At 34.0% G+C, this 24,976-nt stretch carries 31 protein-coding genes and 1 tRNA gene; 14 read left to right on the forward strand and 18 right to left on the reverse strand.

Annotated elements, in window-relative coordinates:
* Window positions 1-6 precede the first annotated feature (6 nt).
* The 3 genes from CQA43_RS01710 (at window position 7) to CQA43_RS01720 (ending at window position 1,697) form a co-directional block, all read left to right on the forward strand.
* Window positions 7-432: a flagellar export protein FliJ gene (locus tag CQA43_RS01710; protein ID WP_115550872.1), complete on the forward strand. Its 426-nt coding sequence runs from the start codon at window positions 7-9 to the stop codon at window positions 430-432.
* Complete coding sequence (locus CQA43_RS01715; protein ID WP_115550873.1) at window positions 429-1,022, forward strand: MotE family protein; 594 nt, start codon at window positions 429-431, stop codon at window positions 1,020-1,022. Before CQA43_RS01710 ends, CQA43_RS01715 begins: the two co-directional genes overlap by 4 nt.
* Window positions 1,023-1,154: 132 nt before the next feature.
* Window positions 1,155-1,697, forward strand: coding sequence for a superoxide dismutase family protein (locus tag CQA43_RS01720; RefSeq protein WP_115550874.1), 543 nt, complete (start codon window positions 1,155-1,157; stop codon window positions 1,695-1,697).
* A gap of 774 nt (window positions 1,698-2,471) precedes the next feature.
* Here the strand turns inward: CQA43_RS01720 and CQA43_RS01725 are convergent.
* The 4 genes from CQA43_RS01725 to CQA43_RS01740 form a co-directional block, all read right to left on the reverse strand.
* Window positions 2,472-2,559: transfer RNA gene (locus CQA43_RS01725), tRNA-Ser, on the reverse strand.
* Between the two features lie 32 nt (window positions 2,560-2,591).
* A complete protein-coding gene (locus tag CQA43_RS01730) occupies window positions 2,592-3,338 on the reverse strand; it encodes a fumarate reductase iron-sulfur subunit (protein WP_115550875.1) in 747 nt (248 codons plus the stop codon).
* Entirely contained in the window at window positions 3,335-5,308 is a 1,974-nt protein-coding gene (locus CQA43_RS01735) for a fumarate reductase flavoprotein subunit (protein ID WP_115550876.1), read from the reverse strand. The genes CQA43_RS01730 and CQA43_RS01735 overlap by 4 nt, the downstream gene beginning before the upstream one ends.
* An 11-nt stretch (window positions 5,309-5,319) precedes the next feature.
* Window positions 5,320-6,051: a fumarate reductase cytochrome b subunit gene (locus CQA43_RS01740; RefSeq protein ID WP_115550877.1), complete on the reverse strand. Its 732-nt coding sequence runs from the start codon at window positions 6,049-6,051 to the stop codon at window positions 5,320-5,322.
* 196 nt (window positions 6,052-6,247) lie between these two features.
* Between CQA43_RS01740 and CQA43_RS01745 the strand changes: the two genes are divergently transcribed.
* From CQA43_RS01745 to CQA43_RS01755, 3 genes are read left to right on the forward strand one after another with little or no spacing between them, the layout of a single operon-like run.
* Window positions 6,248-6,493, forward strand: coding sequence for a NifU family protein (locus CQA43_RS01745; RefSeq protein WP_115550878.1), 246 nt, complete (start codon window positions 6,248-6,250; stop codon window positions 6,491-6,493).
* Window positions 6,494-6,520: 27 nt separating this feature from the next.
* The gene (locus CQA43_RS01750) at window positions 6,521-7,117 is read left to right on the forward strand and encodes a hypothetical protein (RefSeq protein ID WP_115550879.1); all 597 of its coding nucleotides are present in this window, start codon (window positions 6,521-6,523) and stop codon (window positions 7,115-7,117) included.
* 27 nt (window positions 7,118-7,144) lie between these two features.
* On the forward strand, window positions 7,145-8,485 hold the full coding sequence (locus CQA43_RS01755; RefSeq protein WP_115550880.1) for a UDP-N-acetylmuramoyl-L-alanyl-D-glutamate--2,6-diaminopimelate ligase: 1,341 nt from the start codon (window positions 7,145-7,147) through the stop codon (window positions 8,483-8,485).
* A 112-nt stretch (window positions 8,486-8,597) separates the two neighbouring features.
* On the opposite strand, the gene CQA43_RS01760 is transcribed toward CQA43_RS01755, so the two are convergent.
* Window positions 8,598-10,112 carry a flagellin B gene (locus CQA43_RS01760; protein WP_115550881.1) on the reverse strand — a complete coding sequence of 505 codons (1,515 nt, stop codon included), beginning with the start codon at window positions 10,110-10,112 and terminating at the stop codon, window positions 8,598-8,600.
* A gap of 221 nt (window positions 10,113-10,333) precedes the next feature.
* Here CQA43_RS01760 and CQA43_RS01765 point away from each other — a divergent pair, with 221 nt between their 5' ends.
* The 6 genes from CQA43_RS01765 to CQA43_RS09445 all read left to right on the forward strand — a co-directional run bounded on the left by CQA43_RS01765 (window position 10,334) and on the right by CQA43_RS09445 (window position 13,361).
* Entirely contained in the window at window positions 10,334-11,170 is an 837-nt protein-coding gene (locus tag CQA43_RS01765) for a replication initiation protein (protein ID WP_115550882.1), read from the forward strand.
* Window positions 11,171-11,172: 2 nt separating this feature from the next.
* Window positions 11,173-11,472 carry a hypothetical protein gene (locus CQA43_RS01770; RefSeq protein WP_115550883.1) on the forward strand — a complete coding sequence of 100 codons (300 nt, stop codon included), beginning with the start codon at window positions 11,173-11,175 and terminating at the stop codon, window positions 11,470-11,472.
* 11 nt (window positions 11,473-11,483) lie between these two features.
* The gene (locus CQA43_RS01775; RefSeq protein ID WP_115550884.1) at window positions 11,484-12,374 is read left to right on the forward strand and encodes a hypothetical protein; all 891 of its coding nucleotides are present in this window, start codon (window positions 11,484-11,486) and stop codon (window positions 12,372-12,374) included.
* A gap of 77 nt (window positions 12,375-12,451) precedes the next feature.
* A complete protein-coding gene (locus CQA43_RS01780; RefSeq protein WP_181881591.1) occupies window positions 12,452-12,886 on the forward strand; it encodes a class I SAM-dependent methyltransferase in 435 nt (144 codons plus the stop codon).
* Between the two features lie 38 nt (window positions 12,887-12,924).
* Window positions 12,925-13,122 (forward strand): hypothetical protein, encoded by a 198-nt coding sequence (locus CQA43_RS01785; RefSeq protein ID WP_115550886.1) that lies wholly within the window; start codon window positions 12,925-12,927, stop codon window positions 13,120-13,122.
* 92 nt (window positions 13,123-13,214) lie between these two features.
* Window positions 13,215-13,361, forward strand: coding sequence for a hypothetical protein (locus CQA43_RS09445; RefSeq protein ID WP_181881592.1), 147 nt, complete (start codon window positions 13,215-13,217; stop codon window positions 13,359-13,361).
* Between the two features lie 11 nt (window positions 13,362-13,372).
* On the opposite strand, the gene CQA43_RS01790 is transcribed toward CQA43_RS09445, so the two are convergent.
* The 5 genes from CQA43_RS01790 to CQA43_RS01810 all read right to left on the reverse strand — a co-directional run bounded on the left by CQA43_RS01790 (window position 13,373) and on the right by CQA43_RS01810 (window position 15,101).
* The gene (locus tag CQA43_RS01790; RefSeq protein WP_115550887.1) at window positions 13,373-13,603 is read right to left on the reverse strand and encodes a ribbon-helix-helix domain-containing protein; all 231 of its coding nucleotides are present in this window, start codon (window positions 13,601-13,603) and stop codon (window positions 13,373-13,375) included.
* Window positions 13,596-14,252, reverse strand: coding sequence for a ParA family protein (locus CQA43_RS01795; RefSeq protein WP_115550888.1), 657 nt, complete (start codon window positions 14,250-14,252; stop codon window positions 13,596-13,598). Before CQA43_RS01795 ends, CQA43_RS01790 begins: the two co-directional genes overlap by 8 nt.
* Before the next feature lie 154 nt (window positions 14,253-14,406).
* Entirely contained in the window at window positions 14,407-14,613 is a 207-nt protein-coding gene (locus CQA43_RS01800; protein ID WP_115550889.1) for a hypothetical protein, read from the reverse strand.
* An 11-nt stretch (window positions 14,614-14,624) separates the two neighbouring features.
* Window positions 14,625-14,840 (reverse strand): hypothetical protein, encoded by a 216-nt coding sequence (locus tag CQA43_RS01805; protein WP_115550890.1) that lies wholly within the window; start codon window positions 14,838-14,840, stop codon window positions 14,625-14,627.
* Between the two features lie 3 nt (window positions 14,841-14,843).
* On the reverse strand, window positions 14,844-15,101 hold the full coding sequence (locus tag CQA43_RS01810; RefSeq protein ID WP_115550891.1) for a DUF1419 domain-containing protein: 258 nt from the start codon (window positions 15,099-15,101) through the stop codon (window positions 14,844-14,846).
* Window positions 15,102-15,347: 246 nt separating this feature from the next.
* Between CQA43_RS01810 and CQA43_RS01815 the strand changes: the two genes are divergently transcribed.
* Together CQA43_RS01815 and CQA43_RS01820 are read left to right on the forward strand one after the other, a co-directional pair.
* Window positions 15,348-15,797: a hypothetical protein gene (locus CQA43_RS01815; RefSeq protein WP_115550892.1), complete on the forward strand. Its 450-nt coding sequence runs from the start codon at window positions 15,348-15,350 to the stop codon at window positions 15,795-15,797.
* Between the two features lie 80 nt (window positions 15,798-15,877).
* Window positions 15,878-16,273: a hypothetical protein gene (locus CQA43_RS01820; protein WP_115550893.1), complete on the forward strand. Its 396-nt coding sequence runs from the start codon at window positions 15,878-15,880 to the stop codon at window positions 16,271-16,273.
* Between the two features lie 98 nt (window positions 16,274-16,371).
* Here the strand turns inward: CQA43_RS01820 and CQA43_RS01825 are convergent, their stop codons facing one another.
* The 8 genes from CQA43_RS01825 to mobC form a co-directional block, all read right to left on the reverse strand.
* Window positions 16,372-16,848 (reverse strand): single-stranded DNA-binding protein, encoded by a 477-nt coding sequence (locus CQA43_RS01825; RefSeq protein WP_181881593.1) that lies wholly within the window; start codon window positions 16,846-16,848, stop codon window positions 16,372-16,374.
* Between the two features lie 192 nt (window positions 16,849-17,040).
* Window positions 17,041-18,996, reverse strand: coding sequence for a type IA DNA topoisomerase (locus CQA43_RS01830; protein ID WP_115550895.1), 1,956 nt, complete (start codon window positions 18,994-18,996; stop codon window positions 17,041-17,043).
* 374 nt (window positions 18,997-19,370) lie between these two features.
* A complete protein-coding gene (locus CQA43_RS01840) occupies window positions 19,371-20,516 on the reverse strand; it encodes a type IV secretion system protein (protein WP_115550897.1) in 1,146 nt (381 codons plus the stop codon).
* The gene (locus tag CQA43_RS01845) at window positions 20,517-20,804 is read right to left on the reverse strand and encodes a hypothetical protein (protein ID WP_115550898.1); all 288 of its coding nucleotides are present in this window, start codon (window positions 20,802-20,804) and stop codon (window positions 20,517-20,519) included.
* Between the two features lie 93 nt (window positions 20,805-20,897).
* Window positions 20,898-21,722, reverse strand: coding sequence for a hypothetical protein (locus tag CQA43_RS01850; protein ID WP_115550899.1), 825 nt, complete (start codon window positions 21,720-21,722; stop codon window positions 20,898-20,900).
* A gap of 88 nt (window positions 21,723-21,810) precedes the next feature.
* On the reverse strand, window positions 21,811-22,038 hold the full coding sequence (locus tag CQA43_RS01855) for a hypothetical protein (protein ID WP_115550900.1): 228 nt from the start codon (window positions 22,036-22,038) through the stop codon (window positions 21,811-21,813).
* Window positions 22,039-22,145: 107 nt separating this feature from the next.
* Window positions 22,146-24,569, reverse strand: a complete 2,424-nt coding sequence (locus tag CQA43_RS01860; protein ID WP_115550901.1) for a type IV secretory system conjugative DNA transfer family protein — start codon at window positions 24,567-24,569, stop codon at window positions 22,146-22,148.
* A complete protein-coding gene (gene mobC, locus CQA43_RS01865) occupies window positions 24,562-24,975 on the reverse strand; it encodes a plasmid mobilization relaxosome protein MobC (RefSeq protein ID WP_115550902.1) in 414 nt (137 codons plus the stop codon). Before mobC ends, CQA43_RS01860 begins: the two co-directional genes overlap by 8 nt.
* Window position 24,976: the final 1 nt, after the last annotated feature.

Below are 24,976 nucleotides of genomic sequence, written 5' to 3' on the forward strand. Positions count from 1 at the left end.
AATATAATGAAAACAAAATTCACTCAACTTGTCTTATTGCGCAAAAAGGAAGTAGATGAGGCAGAAATTATGTTGCAAAAAAACGCCCAAGCTATTGTCGCAAAACAAAGCGAAATTGATGCACTTGTGCGAGAATTTGCAACACTTCAAGAGCCAAAAAGTGGAATCTACCAAAACTTTTTGACTTTTGCATACCACAAAGAGGAATTTCGGCAAACGATTGACTTTAAAATGCAAGAATTGGCACAATTAAAACGCCAAAAAAAAGAATTGCAAGAATATTTTAGGGTGCGAAATATTGAGTTTGAAAAAGCCAAGTATTTAGATGGTTTAGAAGTTAAAAAAATGATTGAAAAGGCAAAAAAACAAGAAGTGAGAGATTTGGATGAAATCTCTGTTATGCTTTATGCAAATCATAAGGAGCAACAATGAAACAATGGATTTTACCCCTCTTAGCCTTTGGGATTCTACCTCTTTGGGCGGCAGAAAATAAACGCGAATTGATTGATTGTAATATTATTTTTGAACAACGTAAATCAGAAATTATCCAAGAAATTGAAAGGATTGACGAACAACAACAAGCCTTGCAAGCCTTGCAAAGTGCCACTCAAAATGTTCTAGACCAAAAAGAAGCGGATTTAAAAAAACGCGAAATTGCGCTTAATAATGCGCAAAAAGAAATGGAAGAAAGAGAGGCAAAAATCACGCGTCTTTTAAAACGTAATGAGGAAATTTTAAAACAAATTCGTGGAGCAACACAAAGCAAAGTAGGCGAAACTTATGCAGGAATGAAAGATTCCAAATCTGCGGCTATTTTAGAAACTCTACCCGAAGCGGAAGCGGCTGAAATTTTGTTTGCTCTTGACACAAAAGTGATGAGTAAGATTCTAGCAAAAATGACACCGCAAAAGGCAGCAATACTAACGCAATTATTACAAAAAGGACCACCCTTTGAAGAGGAGAAAGAATCGCAACAAACTCCTAACAATACGATTCCAAAAAATGGAGAAAATGCGATTTAATTCCCTTTAGATTAGGACAAAATTGAATTAAACCATAAATTCAAGCACTTCTAAAGCAATTTTAAACTTAACCTTGATTATAATTTAAGCACTATTATACAAATAGCATAATCAACAATACAAGGAAAGAGAATGAAAAAACTTTTAGTAGGCACATTAGGCATTGGATTAATTGCAAGTATGGCTTTGAGCGCAGATATTTATAATCCAAAAAACGAAAAAAATCATTTGGTAATCCCTATGAATGCACTTTCACAAGAGGATACAAAAAATGTAGGTGAAGTGGTAGCAGTGGAAACAAAATATGGTGTGGCGTTCTATCCCAATCTACAAGGAATCGCAAGCGGTTTGCACGGATTCCATATCCACGAGAACCCAGACTGCGGCGCAACAGAAAAAGGCTTAGGAATGAAAGCGGGGGGACATTGGGATAAATACAAAACAAACGCTCATTCTTATCCTTGGAGTGATACGGGACACATTGGAGATTTACCTGCACTTTATGTAGATGAAAAGGGCAATGCAACCAATCCCGTCCTTTCTCCAAAAATCAAAACTTTAGCAGAATTAAAAAACCATTCTTTAATGATTCATGTTGGGGGAGATAATCATCACGATACTCCAGCAGCACTTGGCGGAGGCGGTGCTAGAATGGTTTGCGGTGTAATTAAATAAATCTTACAACTTCCTAGAATCCTGTAAAATAGATTCTAGGAATCTTAAACATTTCAGATTCAAAGCCAAACTTTCTTTAGAGTGAATTTACATAATAAGATTCTCAACAGCTTGATTTAGAATTGTCTTTGATTCTAAAGATTTTATTGTAATCTCTCTTGAGTCTTTTAGCTTTTGGGCTAAACTTTTCTCGCAATTCTCACATTTTATATTCCCTAAAGTATCCACAACCACTCTCTGCAACTCGCCTTGCTACGAGAAATACTCACTCAAACTTACCGCTCATCTATACTCTCATATTTTCCAGCTTGGCATGCAATATGTTACGTAATCTCAAAACTATCCACAACAAAACTCACTTCTGTTTCCTACACATCATTTGATAAATTCCTTGCTTTTCCTCACGATTGGTATCTACCTTTAATATACCATATTATAAACTACTTTGCCAAACCAACCGCTAACATAAGATTCCTCTTCACCATTAAGGCACTCGCCCTATTATTTAATACATTTTTTAAGTCTAAGATTCTAAAAATCTATTCATATTCAACTCATATTTTCACTCAACAAGGATTAAAATCCATTAAAAAATAAAAAACTTTTAAATTCTACCCATTTTTATTACAAAATGAAATCTTATCAGAGCATAGTGAGGAATCCTTATTGTCAGATTTTTAATGATAGAATTGCTTGTGGAACAAAATTTTCTCTATATTGAATATAAATCTATTATTTATTGAAAGATTGCAAGGAAATTTGTAAAAATTAATATGGCAGAGAGGAAGGGATTCGAACCCTCGAAAGCTTGCACTTTACACGCGTTCCAGGCGTGCTCCTTCAACCGCTCGGACACCTCTCTAAAGTTGAATCCCAAAAGGGATTCTAAAAAGACTATTTTGCGGTAGCCATTTTACGTCTAAGATAAGCAATTTTACTTTGCAATGGTAAGTTTTTAGGGCAAACATCGTGGCATGCAAGCAAGCTCATACACCCAAACACACCATTATCATCACCTACTAACTCGTAAAAATCTGCGTCTGTCCTCTCATCGTGAGGGTCAAGCATAAACCGAACCACGCGGTTAAATCCTGCAGCTCCCACAAAATCTTCACGCATAAGTTTTGTTCCGCATGATGCAATGCAACAACCACATTCAATACATCTATCAAGCTCAAACACTTCAGCCGCAACTTCTGGTTCCACACGTTCTTCAATCTGACACATATGCTCTTCGCTTTTTTCTTGAGCGTGAATCCAGCTTTCTACGCGCTTACTCATTCCGTTCATCCAATTTCCTGTATCCACAGACAAATCTTTGATGAGCTTAAATGCAGGCAATGGCATAAGAGTAATCACGCCATCGGGGAAATCTTTTGTCAAAGTGCGACAAGCAAGACGCGGACGCCCATTAATCATCATTCCACAACTTCCACAAATCCCTGCACGACATACAAAGTCAAAGCTCAAATCTGGGTCAAATTGTTCACGAATCATATTCAACACAATGAAAACCGTCATAGAATGCGCTTCTTTGAGCTTATATTCTGCAAAATGAGGTTTAGATATTGCGCTATTTGGGTCAAACTTCAATACTCTAATCGTTAATTCTCTATTACTGCTTTGAACTGCTCCACTCATTGTTTGTCTCCTATTCTTTCATTACGTGCTTTATAATATGGTTGCAATTCAAATGGCATTAATGCTTCTTGGATTTCGTAGCGATTTTTGCCTTGTGCTTCCATATCCGAACGTATTTTATCAATTTGCTCTTGACGTCTTAGGCTTTCTGGATTTTCAATAATCATTCCTTTAGCACCATATCCACGGAATCCCGGAGCCATTTCCATTGTCGCAATATCAAGTGGCTCATAAGTAATGGTTGGCATTGTTTGATTGGGGTCTTCCCAACTTGTTAAAGTGCGTTTAAGCCAATTTTGGTCATCTCTTTTTGGATAATCCTCACGACTATGCGCCCCACGAGATTCTGTGCGGTCTAATGCACCTTTTGCAACACACAATGCAATCTTCAACATTTTTGGCACACGATAAGCTTCCTCTAATTCAGGATTTGCTGAAAGCCGTTTTGTCTTGATACCAATATTTTTACTGCGGATATAAAGTTGTTCTAATTCACTTACAGCAGACGCTAAATGCTCACCATCTCTGAATATTCCTACTTTATCTCCCATAATTTGCTTCATACTATTTTTGATTTCAAACACATTCTCTGTGCCTGTATTTGCCAAAATACTATCCAAATATCCTTGTTGTGCATTAATGAAATCTTCCACTAATTTTGTTTCAATATCTGCATAAGTTCCTGTGCAAGATTCTGCAAAATAATCTCCGATAATCATACCACTAACTACCGCTTCACTCACAGAGTTTCCACCTAATCGGTTAAAGCCGTGTAAATCCCAGCAAGCTGCTTCACCAGCAGAAAATAAGCCGGCAAGCGCAGTTTCGCCTTTAGCATTTGTTCGGATTCCACCCATACAATAGTGCTGCATTGGTTTTACAGGAGCCCATTTATCTGCAGGGTCAATTCCAGCAAACACTTGGCAGATTTCTTGCACATCACGCAAATTTGTTTCAATATGTTTGCGTCCTAAAATAGAAATATCAAGCCACAAATGCTCGCCATAAGGAGAGCTTACACCTTTACCCTCACGGATTCTTTGAAGCATTCTACGCGCAACAACATCACGGCTCGCAAGTTCTTTTTTCTCTGGCTCATAATCTGGCATAAAACGATAACCATCTACATCACGCAAAACACCACCATCTCCACGACATCCTTCTGTTAATAGAATCCCGCTTGGGAAAAGTCCGGTTGGGTGGAATTGCACCGCTTCCATATTGCCTAATTTTGCGATTCCTGTTTCAAGTGCTAATGCTGTTCCTGTTCCCTCACAAATTACAGCATTGGTAGTATCTTTATAGATTCTTCCATAACCACCTGTTGCAATCAATGTTCCTTTGGCAACATAGCCGATTAATTCGCCTGTAATTAAGTCGCGCACAACCGCACCATAACAACGATTATTTTTATGAATCAAAGCCAAAGCTTCTTTTCTATCGTGGATAAGAACGCCGCGCTTTAATGCTTCATTTGCCACAGCAAAAAGCATAGAGTGTCCTGTTGCATCTGCGGTATAACAAGTTCTCCATTTTTTAGTCCCACCAAAGTCGCGAGAATGAATTAATCCGTGTCTAAACTCTTCCTCTGTAATAGTTGTTTTTTGTGCATTAATAATTGCTGTTCTATCACCTTTTTTAATTCTTGTCCATGGAACACCCCAAGCAGCTAATTGACGAATTGCTTTAGGTGCTGTGGTAACGAACATTCTTGCTACCTTTTGGTCGCAACCCCAATCACTTCCTTTTACTGTATCAGCAAAATGCAAATCTTCATTATCGCCATCACTCATTTTAGAGTTTCCAAGACTTGCCTGCATACCACCTTGAGCGGCAGCAGAGTGGCTTCTCTTCACAGGAATCAAACTCAAAACGATTGTGTTAAGTCCTCTCTCCTTACAGGCAACTGCCGAACGAAGTCCTGCCAAACCTCCACCAATTACCAATGAATCGCAATATACTATTTTCATTCATCTCTCCTTTATAGAGTTTTGCCTAAGGCAATCCAAGTGAAGTCCGCGATAAATGCAATCACACCCAAAACAATAAAAACTGCAAATACAGCGATTTTAATATTTTTACGCTTTACATTACTCTGTGCGGTAGTTGGTGCTTCAAGCGGAATCCATTTGATGATGACACGATACATTCCAATGCTTGCGTGTAACACCATAACAACAAGTAGCACGAGGTAAAATTCTGCCAAATTACCCTCTACAAATCTTGATGCAGAAGTGAATGCATTAATACTTGTGGAATTAAAAAGAATCGTGATAAGATGCGCACCACCCAAGAAAAATAATGCAAATCCTGTTAAAAATTGAATCCACCAAAGTGTAGTATCACAATGTTTCATCAAAGACTTGTGTGTTTTAAAAATCATAAATTGTTGGTAGTTTGCTGGGAATTTTCTCATCGCCAAAAACGCGTGAGCCACAAAAACAACACTAATAACAATCACTACCAAAGTAGTTAAAAGTGGAATCCCTTTACCACCAAAAATAAATGAACCTTCACTAAAACCGACTACTGCCTCAAACGCTTCTGTTCCAAGTAAAATAGAAGATGTAAAACACATATGAAGCAAAATAAAGATTGCTAAAATAGCTCCTGTAATACTTTGCAACATATCCCAACGCGCAGGATTCTTACTTTTTTTGCGCTCTGAAGTTACTTTTAAATAACTCTCAATTACTACTTCATCATTTTGCATAAAATCCTCCTAAAGTAGATTACTAGTGCTATGCACAACGCCATTAAACCTAAAAATCGTGCAATTATAAAATATTTTAGATAAAATTACATTAAATATTTTTAAGAACTTAAGAACTTTTTTATTAAAACTTTAAGAAAACTTAAGTATTATCTAATTTATTAAAACCAAAGAAAACAATTTAAAAAGGAAAAAAATGTTTCCATTTACTGATAAAGAACTTTTAAAACCAGTAGAATTAAGCATTGACAAAGTGCGTCCAATATTAATTCAAGACGGCGGCAATGTAACTTTGTTAAAAATTGAAAATGGCAAAGTATTCGTCCGATTAGAGGGTGCTTGCAAAGGCTGTCCAAGCAGTGCGCAAACTTTGAAATTTGGCATTGAACGCGCACTTAAAAACGATATTCACCCTGATATTGAGCTAATCCACGTACCATAATTTTAGAATTCTAAGGAAAGTTGGCGTATGACAAAAGATTTTATCTATTTTAAAAACAAAGCTAAACTTGCTTTCCGCAAGCGTCAATATTCCCGCGTTTTAGAGATTCTCTCTTGCGCAAATGTTTTCTTAGAAAACTTAAACGCCAAGCAATCGCTTTATTTTACTATGCTTTGTATGCTTTCTGATATGGCATTAGAATATGAAGATGAGGCACGTGCGCTTTTTGAATATTATCAAGTCATTCACAATAAAAACAACTTGGAAGCGGAAGAAATTGTGCTAGAGATGATTGAAAACTTTGATAAAAATCTTTATGCACTCAATCTTGCCATTTGGAGCTTGCAAGAAGCAGAGATTGACAAAAACGATGGAATCTTATATGAAGACTTTGAGGTTCATTCCGCAAAAGTTGGCTTCAAAGAAGCCTTTGAAGATTTAATGTTTAGCTCCAAAATTATCTTTACTAACAAAAATGAGTTTTTATTCTTTGTGAGAAATTTAGTAAAATTTGGCTTTGAAGACATTGCGATTAATTATTTTGAAAATGCGGGCAATCTGCTGTTTTACGACAAAGATTTTATGCGTCTTTATCGGAAAATTTTACAAAACAAAAAAGTTTAAAATCAATATTATATTCAAGGAAATTAAATGCGAGTAGCCGTTCAGAAAAATTGCGATTCTGCTTTGCGCTTTATTAGTGATGACTCAAGAGAAAATCTGCAAACCAAAGACTGCAATCCTAAAAATTGCGCGTTTTTAATCACTCAAAGCAATCAAAACTACATAGAATCTGCAAAAAAAAATGGATTTGAAATTTTTATTTACCCAAAAGATTTAATAAAATATTTTGATTTGGATTTAAAACTTGTTGGAATCACTGGCACAAATGGCAAAACCACAACCGCCGCTATGATTTATTCTATTTTGCTAGATTTTGGCTTTTGTGTTGCACTGCTTGGCACACGAGGATTCTTTATTAATGGCAAAGAAAAACGTCCCAAAGGACTAACAACCCCTAGTCTATTGGAAATTTATAGTGCAATCAGTGAAGCAAAAAGTGAGAATTGCACATATTTCATAATGGAAGTTAGCTCGCACGCCATTGTGCAGAATCGCATTGAGGGATTACATTTTGATTTGCGGATTCTTACAAATATCACAAGCGACCATTTAGACTATCATAAAACTTTAGAAAACTACATTTCGGTGAAAAATTCCTTTTTTTCCAATCCTGCGGATTTAAAACTCATCAATAAAGACGAACCCAATGCACATTATACACTAGAAAAAGCCATTACTTATGGCATAGAATCCCCCGCAACGCTCAATGCTAAAGCTTACAGCTTGCAAGAGGGAATCACTGCTCAAATCGCCTATGGCAAAGAAGAAGCAACGATGGAATGCACACTTTTTGGCAAACACAATCTCTATAATGCACTAGCAGCAATCGGGGCGGTAAAATTGCTAGAAAATGTCCCCTTAAATGAAATTTGCAAAAGATTAGAGAATTTTGGCGGAGTGTTAGGAAGAATGCAAGTCGTGCATCAAACCCCTTTAATTATTGTGGATTTTGCCCATACAGAAGATGGTATGGAAAAAATCTTTCAATCTTTTTTACATAGAAAAATTGCTGTTGTCTTTGGCGCAGGGGGCGATAGAGATAAACTTAAGCGTCCAAAAATGGGATTATGTGCAGCCAAATATGCGCAAAAACTCTATATCACGAGTGATAATCCGCGCAGTGAAATTCCCATACAAATTATGCAAGAGATTCTAAGCGGAATCCCACAAGACTTAAGAAATCGTCGTGAAATTCTGCTAGAAGAAAGCCGAGCCAAAGCAATTAGAATCGCAATTCAAAATCTTAAAAACGACGAAGTATTATTGATTTTGGGTAAAGGCGATGAGACTTATCAAATCATAGGAAATAAAACTTTGCATTTTGATGATTGCGAAGAAGTACAAAAAGCATTAGAATCTCTGCATTAATCCGCTATTGTTTTGATTGTTCGAGGATACTTTTTCCAAAGATTAAAGTAGAGGTTAAGAGATTAGAAAAGTATAGAATCCCTTGCGGGATTCTAAGAGGAATCTTAAAAGACTATTGAAGTAATCTTAAGATATTTTGTTGAACCGCATTTGCTTGGCTCATTGCATAACTTCCAGCTTGAGCTAGAATGTTCAAGTTAGAGTAGTTTGCACTCTCTGCTGCAAAATCTACTTCTCTGATTCCACTTTCAGCAGATTTTACATTCACTTGAGTGATTGTAATATTGTTGATTGTAGATTGCATTTGTTGTTGAACAGAACCTAAGTCAGAGCGAATGCTATCAAGTTGTTTAATCGCAGATTCTGCAATATCCATAACAAGCATTGCACCTTTAAGGGTTGTAACGCCTGAACCATATTCTGTTCCCGTTGCAGTTACTCCAATAGATTTCAAAGTAGCATCATTGAAAGAACCTTTGATATTTCTTAGAGTTGTAACTGCTTCACTTTTAACGGCTTGAGAGCCAACACCAAGTCCGCCATTAGCAATAGTAGCGGCATCATTGAAAACAATATCATTTGCGCCAAGTTGAGTGAGGTTTAATGTCCCTACATTAAGCTTATTAATAGCAGCAGTCATTCGCATAATGCCCGCACCTGTTATTGATGCACCACCAACTTTTATTTCTATACCTCTACCATCGGTTGAAGTTAATCTCAATGCACCATTTGTGTCAATAGAAGCTTGAACTCCTGTGGTATCTTTGTATTGGTTGATTGCTTGAACAAGCCTATTGTCTCTGTCATTTGCTTTTACATCTAAAATATCCCCAATACGAATACCATTAATGCTTAATGCGGATACATTTCCAGCTTGCACTGCCGCAGTACCTGCTACCTGTACATCAGCTTCTGCACGTACACCACCCAATTCATCAGAATAGCGGTTGATTGCTTCTGCTAGGACACCTAGACCTGTTCCTGCACTAGATGATAAAACAACAGATTCCAAGTTAACGGTTTTATTGGCAACTGTGAAAGATAAAGTAGTTGTCATACCACCATTCCCTGCAGTTAATGCTGTACCGCTGATTTTATAGCTTTCTGTTCTCACATGCCCGATTTTATCAGAGCTTGTTGCACCAATGCTTGCTCTAATAGTTTGGTTAGAATACGCACCCACTTGGAATTCTTTGTTTGTAAAACCACCTGCAAGGAGTGTTAGACCATTGTAGCTTGTAGTCGCTGCGATATTGTCTAGGGATTCAATCAATCGGTTAATATCTGCTTGAATCGCTTTTCTTGTAGTTTCAGTTTGTCCATCTTGTGCTGCTTGAGTCGCCTTTGTCTTGATAGTATCAAGGACTTTTACTTGCTCGTCCATAGCTTTATCCGCAATTTGGATAATTCCCATACCATCGTTTGCATTTCGGATTGCTTGACCTAGTGTGTTTGCTTGTGAGCGCAATGAGTCGGCAATCGCCATACCTGAAGCGTCATCTTTTGCAGAGTTGATTCTAAGACCACTGCTTAATTTTTGAAGCGAACTTGCTAAACTTGTTTGTGTAAATGTGCTTTGAGCTGTTGCGTTGAGTGAATTTACATTCGTATTGACTTGAAATGCCATTTTAAACTCCTTTTTATTTGTTTGCCTTCCTTGGCAAAGATTTAGATTTAAAAGTTTTTATAACTTTTAGAAGTTGGTTTGAAAAGAATTTAAATTTAAAGAAAAGTAAGAATCTTAAGAAAATCTTTGATTATTGAAAATTATAGTTTTCAATACAAAATTTAAAATCAATCCTCATATTCTTAAGAATTGTTTAATTCTTAACTTTATTGGAAATATATATGCAGTTCAATAGTGATTTAAATTTAACTTCTAAAATTAATTACAAATCAAAAGAAAAATCCAAAGATATTGTAAATTTTAGTTCCTTGTTCAATCAAGTTGCACTAAAAAACTTTACCAAAATTGATATGGATATATTATTTTTTATTGTTAAAAAAGTATATAACAAAAGCAAAAAACTTGTAAGGTTTGAAATTGACGAGCTAACCGATTTAATAGATTCTAAAAGAACAAGATTTAAAAACAAGAATCGCCTTTTAGAAAATATAGAATCTTTCTGTGAAAAACTGCAAACTTCATTTATCAAAAATTATGTGATTAATGGCAAAACAACTGATTTATATCGCATTACTTTATTTAATGTCAGTTCTCACTATGAAAATGGAATCTTGAAGTTTATCAATGTAAAAATCACTCCTGAAGCAGTAAGATTTTTTAACAATGTCAAGGAATATAATCTTGTGGCTTTTTCGTTAGAGGAATTTTCCTTTATTAGCTCCAAACACTCCAAAAACCTTTATAGAATCGCAAAGCAAATTGAAAGAAGCAAAAGCAAAAGTTGGGTTGTCAATTCCTTTCTTTTAGAAAACATTATGGACATTAAAGAAAGCCATAAAGCAAAAGAAAAGTTAAAACTCTCAAGGATTCAACAATTCTACCTCTCCCCTGCTCTCAAAGAATTAAATGGAAAAAACTATCTAGGGAATCCTTATTTTGAAAACAAACTCATCTGTGAAACCATTAAAGAAAACAAGGTAACAACCAACAATAAAGTTACGCACAATGTCGTAGCTTACAAGCTTTCTTTTATAGAAGCTGATAATGTGGAGGAATAGCAATGAAGCTTTTAGATAAAGAAAGGAATCTCTTATTAGAGATACGAGAAGTGCAAGATATGTTTTATTTTGATGATTATCTCTGTAATCATCTTTATAAGAAAAAGCAAAAAGAACCACAAGAGAATCTTATTTCTTTTTGTGAGCAATATCTAAATTCTTTAAATTTTTGCACGATACAAGAAGTGATTTTAGAAGCGCAATATCCTCAAGATTTTATTCTTTTGAATGGACATAAAGAGGAAATATGCTCATACGATAACAAAAATGGATTGCAACTCAAGCAACCAAATTTATTTTAAAAAGGAGAACAATGAATCAAGGACAAGACTTTGAATTACTCTTAAAGCTTAAAGAGTTAGAAAAAGAGACAAATTTCCATTTTGTCATTGATAAAGACAATGCAGAAATTTATCTTTTTGAACCTAATAGCAAAGAATCTTTTGATAAAATTAATATTCAAAAAGAATTAAAGGAGATAAAAAATGCAAATCCTATCAAGCAACCAGATTCCACAAGCGTGGAAAGATATACCCGCAATGTCATTGGACGAATTAGAGGAATTATCAAGGAAAGAGAGGATAGAAGCCGAGCAGAGACTAGCAGAAGTGAGGAAGTGGGGGCAAGAAGTAGAGAAATTGGGACAAGAAATAGACAACTTCATCAATTCTATGACAGCCAAATATGGCAACAAGGATTAAGCCCACAAGAAAGAATTAAAGTAGAGGAATTAAGCAAAAAGCTTGAGGAACAATACAAACAATCCGAATACTACAAGCAACAAGCCCTTAAAGCTTACCAACAAAATGGAGTAACTCTTACTCCAAATATCAAGAATCTACAAAATGAAAATATTTTAAATGCAGAATCCCCACAAAAAGAAATTTCCCCTCCTGATTATGAGGCAATTTTAAATGCAGATAAAGGATTTAGAACAGAAAAAACAATCCAATATACTATTGAACAGATTGCTAAAGAATATCATCTACCCATAGAGCAAGTTAAAAAGGAAATAGATAGGATTCTATACAAACAAGAAAAAGAGAATCCCAAAACTCAAGAATCCATACAATCTAAAACACAAACTCAAGAAGTAAATCAAACACAAGAATCTAAAGATTTACCGCTTCAAAGAGATTCAAAAACACTAGGAAATCCAAAGCCTACAAAAGAGCAAGAACAATCTTTTGGTAGAGGAAGATAATAAAAAAGGAGAACAAATGAGCAAAATAGAATGGACAGATTTTTCCAAGAGATTAAGAATTAAGCAAGGAGGCAATAATGAATAAACCAATTTTAGATGTATGCTGTGGATTTAGGCATTTTTATGCAGATAAAGAAAATCCAAATGTGCTTTTTTGCGATAAGAGAGAGGAAGTAAATCCAAATCAAATTTTAGATTTTACTAATTTGCCCTTTCTTGATGAGAGATTCTCTTTAGTTATCTTTGACCCTCCACATATTGCTCCAAATCGTGGTAGCCAAAAGTCTTTTATGGTGCAAAAATATGGAAAACTAAGCCCAAATTATAAAGAGGATTTGGCGAAAGGATTTTTAGAGTGTATGCGTGTGCTAAAGCCCAATGGCACTCTAATCTTTAAATGGAGTGAAGCACATATTAGTCTAAAAAGTATTTTAGAGTGCTTCCCACAATCTCCAATTCTAATGCAAAAAAGCTCTAAAACTTCACATTTTTGCGTATTTTTTAAGCAATAGGAGGTAAAAAGTTGCGCGCAAGGAATCAAGGAATGAAAATGAAATATTTTGTTTATGAAAAAAATCTTTCAAACACTTGTTTTTATAAAAAATCATTTAAGATATTAAAAGAAGCAAGGGAATATACCAAAACACATAAACCTCCTTTATTTAGGTGTTTTGTAATTTCTAGGGGCAAAGACATTTTAGATTCTATACTTAAAGCAGAAAAAGGAGTGAAAATATGGCAGAAATGAGAAACAATAATCAATCAAAAATACAAAAAGATTGATTATAGGACATTAAAAGATATGAAAAAAGAGAACCACAAAAAAGGAGTGGCAAAGAAATGAAAATAGTAGAAATAGTAGAAGCTTTGGAACAAACTTCAGAGGCATTAGAGAATGTAATTTTAGGCTATGGAATAGGAATTTCAATTCCTTTGAGCTATTGTTGTATTGTAGCTTTTTTATATCTAAGACAAAAACATACCTAAAACAACTTACGCTATTCCTCAAAGACTTTAGAAACAATATATTGACTAACACTTAGTCGCTTTTTGTCGGCTATTTCTTTAATGATTTGATAATCACTTTCAGAAAAATAAAGGCTTACGAGTTTTGTTTTCTTTTTTTCTTCATTAATTGGCTTTCTTCCCTTATTGGCTACCTTTTTATTGATGAAATTCTCCACTTCACTTTCTTTAATTTCTTTGTTTTTGGATTCAAATTTATTCATTGGTTACCTCCATTAACTCTTTAAAAACTTTCAAAAAATCCTCTTTAGCTCTTTTGGAGTTTTTGATTCCCGCCTCCACAATTCCTTTGCCCTGCAATATTGCTTCTTTTAAAGCCTCTCGCTCAAAAATGATATTCTTTAACAAGAAAAAATCATTCTCGTTTTTGCTCTTTATGAAGTCTTGAAATTCCCCTATTTTATACTGCAAAAATGGATTAGTCGTTGCTTTTGTAATCGCAACTACGCCCTTTAAATTCCGATTTATCTTTTCAGCTTCTTTTAGATAATCTAACATTTTGCTTAAAACAACTACATCTAATCCATTGGGGATAGTCGGGATAATGCAAATATCACTATAAATCATCGCGCCACGCATTTCGGTAGAATCTCTACCCCCTGTGTCTATCACAATGTTTTGATAGCTTTTCTTTGCTTGTTTAATGAGTTCTTGCAATTCTCCACTATGGCTATTTTTAAAATCAAAAGGCATTTTTTTCTCTTCTCTAAAAGAGAGGAAAGCACTAATGCTCTTTTGTGGGTCTAAATCAATTACAAGGCATTTACCCTGCTCGTTTAACTTAGTTGCAAGATTAATCGCAAATGTTGTTTTACCACTTCCGCCTTTTTCATTACAAATGGAAAAAACCATTTTTACTCCTTTAATTTAATATTATATAAATAAATATTTTAAAACATTATAAAATATTATTAACATTTTAAAATATTTTATTAATCTCTATTTCTTTTAAAATCATTTTCTCTAGCCTCTGTTTCATTTCTGCAACGCTATCAATAACCCTTTTTCATTGAATTACCTCCTTGATATTAACTTCATAATATTTAAACAAAGAGGGAATCCTCTTGTTTATCTCTTTTTGTTGCAAGTATTCCTTAAAAGCCTTTGTGCAAACAACCGACTTTAAAAGAAACAACTCTTGATTTTCCAAAGTTTTTAAGAAGTTATGAAAATCCTCTTGCAACTGCAAGTAATAACTTTCCTTTCTGCGCATTATTCCTCCTCTTATAGCTTTGCTTTACAAATTCTTGCCAATTCTGTGTAATAGGCAACCCAACCTTTTAAAGCTTCGTCTTGTTGTGCGTGTTCTTTTTGGAAATTTAGAATCATTTGCACTTCCTTATGACAATGCCTTAAAAGCTCTCCAAAATCCCAACTTTCAGCAGAGATTTTATAAAAATCTCTAAGCTGTTTCTTCTGCCAAATCATTAAATGTCCCATTCCCTATTCCTTTATAAAAGATTCCAAAGATTCTTTGATTTTCTCCCAAGTATCATTTCTTGAAAAAATAGCAGTATAATATCTGCCTTTCCACTTAATGTAATAGTTATGAAAAATACCTGTAAGAGCTTCTAGCATAAAGAAACCACTACCAAAAAAAATTGGAGGAAGAATCTCAAACATTTCCCAATATTCCTCCTCGCTAATTTCTTTCCACTCTTCAATTTTATAAGAATAACCATAAGGTGAAATATATTCCATTTTAAAACCTTTTCTATAAATTTATGACATAATTATATCAAAAATAATAAATAAAGTCAAGCTTTTTTATAAAAAAAGCACTATTTAAGCAAAAAATTAATAAACTTCCATTACCTAACTTTTCTCCCTTTTTTAAGGGGGGCGTTGCGGGGGGTGTCCCCCTGCTTTATGGAACATTAAAATGAGACTTTAAGGCTCATTTTTCCGCCTTTAACCTTGATAAAGGCGGGGCAATAAGGAGAAATTATGACAAAACAGGAATTTAACGAAGCTCTTAAGGCATTAAATCTCACCAAAAAAGAGTTTTGCGAAAAATTGCGGGTAAATTACACAAGCTTGGTTAGCTCTTGGTTTAGAGTAGTGCCTATCCCACAATATGCAATTTCTTGGCTAGAACTTTACAAAACTGCTCAAAAATACGAACAAGTTGCAGAAATTTTTAAAAAGGAATTTATCTTTAAAGGGCAAGAATCTACAAGCTTCACAAGAAAAGAATTTGAGGCAAGATTGCAAGAATTAAAACTCACACGCATAGAATTTTGTAAAAAAGTTGGAATGAATGAAAATAGCATTCTTGCTAATTGGGATAGACAATCCCCCATTCCCTTATGGGTAGAGGCTTGGTTAAACACCTATGAAAATACAGAAAACTTTAAAAAGTTAGAGATTTTATTTGAGGGTTTTATAAAAACCTAAATCTTGGGCTTGGATACATTTTTTTCTAATTAATAATGTATAATTCCACTCATTCAAATTTCAAAACAAAGGAAAAAATAATGAAAAATCATCTTAAATTGCTATTATTAGCAGGTATTGCAGGTTTTTTTGTGGCGTGTGGAGATAATGGATTGGTTGCGCTTAAGAATAATGGGTATAATAGTGAGCTTTACGACTATGGAATAAAACAAGTGCAAGAAAAATACCCCGATTATAAACTATATTCTTATGAATCATTAAAAAGTGTTCCATTCTTAAAACTTGGTGAAAAAGCTTTTGTAAAGTCAAGAGATTTCGTAGCAGAAATGACAAAAGATAAAACAAAACAATATGTAGATATAATTTTTGCCTATAAAAGTGATACAGACTATAAACTTATTTATGTAGAATGCCTTAATGCAAAAAATGGTAATTCTTGCCCCTACATTGTTGATAAAACACAAGGATTATATTAATACATTAAAACAAAGAGGGAGATTTCTCCTCTCTTTTTATCCAAATCCTCATAAAATTCCTTAAACTTGTGGAATCTCAATTATAGATTCAACTTATATTAAAAAGGAATATCGGCATCGGTTATGGTTGTGGTATTTTCTGCTATTTGTGCCATTTCCTCAATTTGCTGTTGGGGAGCTTGTGTTCCCTCATAAACAATTTCAGGTTCAGGTTGTGCATTTTGTTCATTTTGTGTCTCTTTTGCTTTGGAAGTTACAAATTCAAAGCTTTTTACTAACACTTCCCACGAATATTTTGGTTGTCCATTTTCGTCAGAATAAACAGAGGTGTAAATCTCTCCATTGCATAAAAACTTATCGCCTTTCTTGAAATATTGATGAGCGATTTCAGCTCTCTTGCCAAAGATTGTTAAGGGAATCCAATCTGTGCGGTCTTTTGTGATTGTCTCATTTCCCTCTTTCTTTGTAGTTCTCTTTGAGATTGCAAGAGAGTTTTTCGCATAAGGAAGTCCATTTTGCGTATAAGAGAGTTGAAAATCTCTACCTAAATTCCCACATAGTGTAACTTGATTCATTGTGTATCCTTTAAAAACAATATTTAACATTTAAAAAATGTTAAAAAATAGTTAAAACTATTTAAAACTATTTTTTAATACTTTTCTAAAGAGCCACGATTCAAATATTTGTTGAATCGTTTTGTATTCTTGTTTCAACATTGTTTCAGCTGGATAACAAATGTGATAACTAACGACAGAAATTCCATATTCTTATTTTTTGCTTTTAAAGCATTTATCAATGAATGCAGAACATACTTTACAATCATCTTTATAGCCTTTTGGCAATTCTAAATTATTTTTATTTGCTAAATCCTCTGCTAATTTGATTTGCTTCTCACTTGGTGGTGTAGGAGCTTTAGTCTTGTTTAGCTTTTCAATAAAGGCACTGCACTCTTTACAATCCTCATATATTTCTTTTGGAATCTCTATGTCCTGCTCTTTTGCTAGTTTTTCTGCATAGGCTATTTGTTTTTCACTTGGCTTGGTAATTTCTTTTTGGTTAATGGGAGCAAATTCCATTTTCTGATGTAAAGGGCGTATAAAGTCTGTGTATTTTAGCTCTCCCTTTGCAATGCAATCTAGCACATTTTCCATTTCTTTAGTAAATTGCGCTTTTGTAATCCATTCCTCTTTATTATTTAGTGTTTGGATAAGAGTGATTCCTTTTTGTGTAGGGATAATGATATGCTCTTTACCTTTTTTCTCTAAGATAATATAGCCTCTCTCTATTAAGATAGGGAGATAGGTTGCATAGGTGCTAGGTCGTCCAATTCCATTTTTCTCTAAAAGGGAGATGAAGTTGCTTTCTTTATAAGGGCTTGGAGCTTTTTTCTTGAATTCTTGTGTATCAAATTTAGCAATCACAATCTCTTCTTCCTTGCTAAACTCTATGTCTTGAATTACTTTGTCCTCTTCTTCCTCTTCGTCTGCTTCTTCCGCAAATACACCTTTAAATCCTTTGTATAAGCATTTCGTGCTTTTGATATGGAAAAGCATTGCCTTAATGGTAAAAGTGTAGTCTGTAATGGAGTTAATGCAATCTTTTGCTTGTGATAGAATCGTGTTTTGATAAATGGCTTGGTAAATCTCTTTTTCTTTGGGACTTAGATTATTTTCTTTGGCAATCTCATCTAATTGATTAAAAGAGTGGTAGTGTGTAATTCTAATTGCTTCGTGCGCTTCTGCTTGACTTTGGCTTCCTGCTTTATATTCTCTCCTTTGATACCATTCTTCACTGCTTAGATGAGATTGTAACTCATCTAAAAACTCTTTAGAAATTGCATTAGAATCTGTGCGATGATAAGTAATCAAGCCTTTTTCAAAAAGCTTTTGCGCACAATCCATTACTTCTTTTGTGGAAATTCCTAATCTCTTGCTTAGAGATTCTTGTAGTTGTGAGGTTCTATAAGGCATTTTTGGGGAATTTTTAACTTCTTTACTTTCAATTTCGTAGCATTTTGCAATATCTGGCAAATCATTAATAATAGAAAAAGCCTCTTGTTTATCATTGTAGAGATTATTATTTAAAAGAGACAATTCTTTACCATTTTTGCTAGAAATCGCTTTAATCTTATAATCCACTTTTTCTTTTAGAGGAAGTTTCTCATAGGCTTCAATTTCTTGTTGTCTTTGCACAATTAAAGCTAATACAGGGGTTTGCACTCTACCTATGCTAATATTCTCTTTAAAGATTCCCGCATATTTTGGGCTTAGAATGAAACCTACTAATTTATCTCCTACCGCTCTTGCTTTCCAACTCTCAAACATTTTTATATTGCTTTGTGAAAAAGGAATTGCATTTGTAATGCCTTTCTCAATGCCACTCTCTGTAATCTCAAAAAATTCTGCCCTTTTCACACTCTTTGGATTCTTGTTTTTTAACATTTGATAGAAAAAATAACCAATTGCATATCCCTCTCTATCTGGGTCTGTTGCGATATAAACTTCTTTTCCCTCTGCTTCTTTTAAGGCTTTAAAGATATTATTCTTTTTTCTCTCATCGGTAAAATCAAAGATTGGCTCATAATTATCAAAATCTTTTAAAAAATCTTGCGTTAAACCTTTAAAGTGTCCTGCGGTTGCAAAGACTTTTGCGCCTGTGATTTTTTGGATTTTTTCCACTTTATTTGGGCTTTCAATGATGATTAAAGTATCGTTTAATTGCATTTTTTCTCCTTATTTATAAGTTTATGGTATAATCCCACTATCCATAAGGCAAAATGGATAAAAGAAATTTGCAACCTTTGGTGTGGTTGAAAGCTCAATTCTCGGTCTGGGAATTGAGCTTTTTTTTTGGCTATTGAGTTGGGTGTGGGGAGGAACACACCAAAGGAGTCCAAAATGGAACTTTTAAGTTTAATCATTGCAGGGATTGCAGTGTTTGTAACGCTTTTTAGAGAGGAGATAAGAAACCTCCTAAAAAGGTAAATCTCTGCCATTTGCAAATTTACACCGCTAAAACTTGCCACTTTAGCGGTGGTTTTATCTCCCATTGCTTCCTTTAATTGAAATAAAGATAGATTCACTACTTACTTCCTTTTTTATTTAAAAAAATCAGAAGTAGCACTCGTTTTTCCATTGCTTATGCTACCACCCCCGCTCTTTTTAAAGCTGTCATATAATTTCGTAGCAGTTTGTCCCATAGGGAGCATTGATGTAATTCCTCTTCCTAATGCTGCTTTGATTCCTGCTCCTGCTATTAATCCTGCTCCTCCCGTCATTGCACCTGTTGTAGTTGCAGAACCTACTGCCTTTAGAGGTGCTAATCCCACTGCGTCATCGTTTTGAGTGCCTAAAATTTGATTTACCCAACTTGGAACTTTAATTAAAATCATAATCGCAATGATTGCAACTATCATTAAGCCTATGGGTTTAAAAAATATGAATGTCAAGCTTGCAATCACTTGCTCTAATTGTGAAACATTATTTGGTATTAATTCTACCTTCTCTAATGCTACCATAGGAAAATTGCCTATAATCATCGCAATGGGTGCATACATAGAATAAGAAAGATAAAGCTTTAGCCAAGAGAAAAAATATCCTCTTAACTGATTCATCATCAAACAAGGAATTACAATAGGAGCAATAGAAAGAATGATTGTTGCCATAAACTTTGTAACAATGCAAATAGAGGTAATGGCAAGAATTAAAATCATATAGGTTAGCCACATTAACCCCCAAAAGAACATATAAATACCTGCATATATGGCACTGATAAATGTAGGGTCATCAAAAACAAGCCCTTTGCCTTGTTTTTTAAAATACTCAAATAAACTTTCGTATATTGCACTCATTCCATTATTTAAAGTATCAATCCCATTTCCAAAACTTGTTGCAAAATCTGTGCTTCCAAAATTCTGTGCAGTAATGGCAGAGACATAATTAATAGGCAAATCCAATAAATTTAAAAACTCATAATAAGCCCCCTCATTGCCCATTATGACATAAACAATGCTTACAATCACTATCCAAACCAAAGATTGATAAGCGTCCTCTTTGTCAATTCCGCCTTTATGCAATCTTTTGATAAGCCAAAAGATTGCAATTAATCCTATAAAGCAATAGGCTAATCCATTAAAAAAGATTGCTTGTCCTGCGCCATAAATCATACTTATAAGGTTGGAAGCAATTTCGTGTAATTGTCCAAAAAGTGATTCAAACAATCCTTTTGCGCTTTCTTCTCCCATTTAGATTCCTCTTGAAAAAGTTTGTGTTGAAAGAATGTTGGTTTGTGTTTTTTCTTGTATGGATTCTCCATTACAAGTTTGTGTTACGATAATTTCTTTTTCTATTATGGTATTACCCTCTATTTGAGTAATGTGCTTTGTTGTCGTCTTTTGTAAAGGTATAGAATCTAATTTATAAGGAATATCTTTTTCTTTGATACTTTCTTTGGATTCTTGCGTTGTGATTTGATTTGTTTTTGTAGGATTTGTTTCGTTTAATCCTAAAAATTTTAAAAAACTAAACAGCATTCTTTTTTCCCTTTTGCTATTTTAAAGGAAGCAAATGCTTCCTTAAAGACTCTAAAAAACTCTTGACTGATTCCCTAAGAATTACTTAGCAAATTATCGCCCTCTGCCTTGATTTTCCTTTTCTTGCACTTTCTCTTGTGTTTGAGATTGTGTTTTGTTAATCATATTGGTATGTGCTTGGGTTGGTGTATATTCTTGTCCTTTGTTTTGGGCATTAATGAATCGGATTAAAGAATCCGCAATCACACCCTCAATACCAATTCTTTTAAGATTAGGCAATCCATTAGCGACACCATTTGCTAGTTTTTCTCTGTAATTTTCCATCGCATTCATATCACGCTCTTTAAATTGGCTCTTATCAAGCCCTTTAAACTCACTAATATGGTAAAGCGATTTGGTTTGCAGTTTTGGCTCTGGCAAATCTACCCTTTCTTTCACGACATAGGTTCGCCTTGTTTTTTCATTTACCGCAGTCATCGGCTCATTGGTTTTTGGGTCAATTTTATCCCTTAATTCCCAAGTAGCCATATACTCCAAGCGATAACAAGGTGGTTTTTTGTCATAAGATTTACCCTCTTTTGTAACGCCTTTATAGGTTTTAAGTTCTCCGCCTAATTTCCAAGCGTCTTTAATGTCAATGAAATCATTGCTCTTATAGCTATTTCCATTAGCGAATGTTCTTAATAGGGCACTATTTAATCCAACGAAAGGCTTGCCTGTTGTAACATCATAGGGCATAGTCTTATCCATTGTCTCCTGTGTCATTGGTTGATTCAAGAATAGTTTATCTCTTGCCACATACATTGCGTGTGAGACAACTGCAACTTTGCCTTTATTGACATTTTCCAATCTTTCGGCATTGGTTGCTTTTTCCCAATCCATTCTTTCTTTGGGTTCTGCGACTTCTACTGCTGGCATAATATTCTCCTTATCTAAAGTATCAAAATTTAAAACGATAGTATCAAGATGAAAAATCTAAAGTATCTAAACACTAAAACAAATAAACTTACTCGCTTTGGTTATTTCCGCTCTTGGCTTCCAAATATTCTATTGGATTTCCCTCCTCATCATAATCGGAAGTCGGCTCTAATCCACTCACTTGTGTTTCTTGCAGCAAATTCTCAAAATAAGCTTCATTAAACGCCCTAATTTCATCGGGAGTGTATTTCTCGTATGGATTAAATAGCTTAAGCGGTTTTTCCTCTGCTACTAATTTAGAATCTTCAGTCGGCATTTTTGCTCCTTTAAAATTTTTTAGCCTACATTCATTATAAACATAGGCTAAAGTAAGTCTAAGTTCAATAAACTTACTTTAACCTATTGCCATAAAGCTTTAAGGCTTTATGGGTTTTCAGATTCCTCATTCTTATTTTTAATTTCTTTGATAATATCTTTAATTGTGTTGATTGGAATTTTGTTTTCTGTTATTAGATTCCTCATTTGTTCTATCTTAATTTCGGTTGGTGTTGTATCTAAATCATCTGGAGTTGCTAGGTGGAGCAAGAAAGTTTTATACCCCTCTTTTCCTAACTCTTTTTCAATGTAAGCAATTTTATCTTTTGAGGTGAGTTGGGCTTGTTCTACCTCTGCATTTTCTAATTCTAATTTTTCCTCTTTCTGCGGATTTTCTGTATTTATAGATTCCATTGCCTTATTTTCTATGTTTTCTTGTGCTTGTCGGATAATTTCTTGTTTTTCCTCTTTTGTGAAAGGTTGAATGGTGTTTAACACTTCTTGTTCTTGCGATTCTTGTTTTACTTCTTCTTGTCTTTTTCTGCTTGCTAGAATTTGTCGTGCTTTTTCCTCATTTTTATCTACAACGACTTGCATATAAGGATTTACTTTACTTGCTTTAGGCTCATTTTTTTTAGCCTGCAATGGATTCTCATTGACAATCTGCACATAAGAATTTATTTTGGCAGTTTCTGTGGATTCTTTTTCTTTCTCTGTTTCTTGTAATTCTTTTTTGGTCTGCTCTATTTGTGCTTTTTCTAATTCCTCATTAGATTTTAGAGGAATCTTATCTGCGCCTTTCCATTGTGGATTTTTAAACCAATAATTTACTTTTGCTTTAATGGGGTGTTTGACAAATCCACGCACTAAAATTAAAATATCTGTATTGGGCATATTTAAAATATCTTGTGCTGGGACAAGCTCATACCCCTCACTTGAAGTAGAATCACTAGATTTGATTAAATCTAAATTGCCTTGCGAGCGTGAGATTTTCTTTCGTGTAAATTTACCTATCATTTTGCTTAATTCTTCTGCATCTTTTGCAGAGTTCATTGTAAAGACAACTTGATAGCCTACATTACTTCGTAAAATATTCAAATCATCTTCACCATAATATTTTTTAATCTGCTCATAGCTTTGTGTGATATAAATGGGAATCAATCCATAACTTCTACAAAGCGCAGGAGCTTCTAGCAAGAAAGGCATTTTTCCAAAACGCACAAATTCATCACCAATAAAATAAATGAATTTATTGGGGTCAGCATTTCCTTCCCCGCTCATCAACTTTTTAAACATTGTCTCTACAAAGATTCTAATGAGTGGGGCTAAAATGTCAATATCTTCTGTTTGAATCACAATGTAGCAACTAATTTTTTCCTTTCTTAAATCGTAATAATCAAAGCTCATTTTTGCGGTGGCATTATCTACATTGGGATTTTGAAACACAGCCATAAAAGTATCAAAGGTAGATTTCACACTTGCAAATTCATTGTCTGCGACAATCGTATAAGCATTGGCTTGATTTCTTGTAATGTCGTGCAAAGTTTCATCATTTGCAACTGCTTTAAAAAAGGCTTTACTTGAATCTTTAGAGAGGTCTCTTGTAATTTTTTGTGTAAATTCATTTTGTGTCGCTAATCCAAATTGCAATTTAATGTCGTCAGGGATTTCATCATAAAAATCTTTTTTAGGAGCTTGAGCAATTTCACCTAAACTTGTATGTTTATTCTTTTGCATAAAATAAGTAGCAAAGAAAGTAAATAATGTTTTAGCACTTACAACCCAATGGTCGTTTTCTTTCCCTTTTTCACCTATGAAAATTGTTCCTGCAATTTGGTCTGCAAGTTGCTTCATTTTCACATAATCCATATCCGCAATTACTTTTCTATCAAAAGGATTAAAAAACATTGTATTTTCATCTGGATAAAGGGGGGAGAATCGCAAAATTCTATTCCCAAATTTTTCTTGTCTATATCCTGCACTAAGATAAAAAAGCTCCCCCTTAATATCTAAAACAACAACAGAGCAAGGGAGACTAAAGAGATTGGGCAAAGCAATAGAGGCGGTTTTTCCTGTTCCGGGAGGAGCTACAATCAAACAAGATAGCGGGCTTACACATCTTAAAAATTGTTCTATTTCATCGGGTTTGTTTTTGAGTTTTTCTATAAAAGTTTTTTTCTTATACAAACAACCTAACATTAAGCCTTGTTCGTTATTAATTCCCATTTTTTTATAATCTTCTTTTTTGGCAAAAGAGGCATTTCCATAATCTTCTAAGCTTTTTTCATTATAAATAATAAAATAAACTATTAAAACAATTAAAGGCATAAGAGCAAAAAGAATGGTTAAATAAGCTTTAAATTTTAATTTGCCACTCGTTAAATTTTGAAGTAATAAAAGTCCTGTATGAAAAACATCTGTAAAATTAGGATTAAAAATATATTTTACAGAAGAAAAGAAAAGCACGATTCCAAGAACAATGCAAACAAACAACCCTAAGAGCCACTTTTGTAATGTTATTTTTTTATCCATTTTTGCTTACTCTCCTGTATTTTGATTTTTTAAAGAGATTGTGGATTTTGTCTTTTTTTAAAACTTTTTTATATTCTGTAAGAATGCTTTTAATTTCATTTATATTGCTAATAATGCTTTCTATTTGATTGTTTAAATCTTTTCCCGCATTAAGATGATAAGCGATTTGATTGATATTGTTTCCTATGCGGTGAATATTGTCAATGAAAGTTTTATTAAGCATAATCAAATAAGCAATATTTTTGCTTTCTTTAGAATCATCCTCCCTGAAATAACATTCTTTAATCATCTCTCTAATAATTGCATTTTTTGTAATACCCTTGCGATTCTTTAAGCTTTGTAGCATTTTTTGGTCGTCTTCATTGAGATAAAACCCTACTCTTGTGCTTTTAATTTCTTTTTCCATT

This window comes from Helicobacter ganmani (assembly GCF_003364315.1).
Lineage (GTDB): Bacteria > Campylobacterota > Campylobacteria > Campylobacterales > Helicobacteraceae > Helicobacter_D > Helicobacter_D ganmani.